2 protein-coding genes are annotated in these 1,354 nt (G+C 60.6%); both read right to left on the bottom strand.

All coding sequences use genetic code 11. The features are described 5' to 3' along the window. Positions 1-35: 35 nt before the first annotated feature. Positions 36-617, bottom strand: a complete 582-nt coding sequence (locus LH128_RS28205; protein ID WP_008828249.1) for a UPF0149 family protein — start codon at positions 615-617, stop codon at positions 36-38. Further along, a partial coding sequence (gene tnpC / locus LH128_RS28200; RefSeq protein WP_008833113.1) for an IS66 family transposase occupies positions 614-1,354 on the bottom strand: 741 nt, incomplete at its 5' end. The genes LH128_RS28205 and tnpC, both read right to left, overlap by 4 nt.

Genomic DNA, 1,354 nt, shown 5'->3' with positions numbered 1-1,354 from the left:
CGCTGCTTCGACCCCACGTGGGATGTGGAGAGGCTTCAGTGTACGGTCAGGGTTCTTGCAAAGGCACACTGGCCATGGATGAAGGAGATGATCTGGGGGATCATCCGCCAGGTATCTGCAAGAGCCTGATTTGCGAGAGGATCCTGGAGCTGGTCGATCCATGATATGCCATCGATGATCGTGCTTTGGCCAAGGATAGCTGCAAGCGGCAGGCCGAAGTCTCGATCAGACACGAAGGGCTTCCATGCGTCCATGTCCAGATGCATTGCGGTGAAGAAGCCATTGGCAAAGTCTTCCAGCAGGACCTCGCCGTCCTCGGTCCGCATATAGATCGGCGCATAGACCTCAGGGCACTCGGCAAGCTCGATGCAGATCTGGTTGTAGCGCTTAAGGATCGTTCGGCGCGCGGGTGCCGATCGGGCGCTTTGGACGTGTTCGCGCAGGATGCTCTTGAGCCATATGTCCGGATTGATGATGGACGGGCCGGCAGCCAACGCCGCGAGGAAGCCATCGATCGAGGAGACACCGGCGACCGGCGGATCAAGCGTATCGAGCCAGATTTCGAGCTGCTCTAATGAGAGCGTTCTGCCGGATGCGGTTTGACGTTTGAAGCTCATGCTGCCAGCGCTTCTAGCCGATCAGTCGCAGGGCGCCAGTTCCATGCCAACAGGCTGTGCAGATCGTTGATCATCACCTCCTCATTCACGATCCGCTCGAGCACATCGTTGAGCCAGGTGTAGGGATCGAGGCCATTGAGGCGAGCAGTCTGGAGAAGCGAGGCAAGCACCGCCCAGGTCCGGGCTCCTTCCTCGCTCCCCGCAAAAAGGCTCGACTTTCTACCTTGGGCAACATTTCTCATCCCTCGCTCGACGGTGTTGGTATCGACCTCGACACGCCCGTCTTCCAGGAATAGCGTCAGGCCCTTCCAGTGGTTGAGGGTGTAGCGCATCGCCTTTGCCAGATCGGATTTGGGTGAGAGCCTGGGCAGCATGTCGTCGATCTGCGTTTTGATCGTAGCCATCACCTTACAGGTTTCCGCCTGGCGGGCCGCTAACCGATCTGCGGCATTGCCGGCACGCACCCGGGCCTCGATCGCGTAGACCTCGCCGATCAGGCCGATGATCGCGGCGGCCACCGGCGACGGGGATTTACGGTAGGCGTCCACGAACTTGCGACGGACATGGGCAAGGCAAAAGACCAGCACAACCCCTTCCGCCCCCTTGCGGACCAGCGTCTTGTAGGCGCCATAGCCGTCGACTTGGAGGATCCCCCGATAGCCGACTAGCTGCTGGCGCGCTTCAGCATGCCCGCGGCCGCGCGCATGAATGTATGCCACCGCCGGTCGCGCCGGGCC

It is taken from the genome of Sphingomonas sp. LH128 (assembly GCF_000293195.2).
Lineage (GTDB): Bacteria > Pseudomonadota > Alphaproteobacteria > Sphingomonadales > Sphingomonadaceae > Novosphingobium > Novosphingobium resinovorum_A.
The sequence above is the reverse complement of the archived record's forward strand: the minus strand, read 5'-3'. Positions and strand labels throughout refer to the sequence as shown.

Bases quoted from the DNA above. Each gene is read 5' to 3' on its own strand.
- LH128_RS28205 (WP_008828249.1), bottom strand. From the start codon at position 617: ATGAGCTTCAAACGTCAAACCGCATCCGGCAGAACGCTCTCATTAGAG.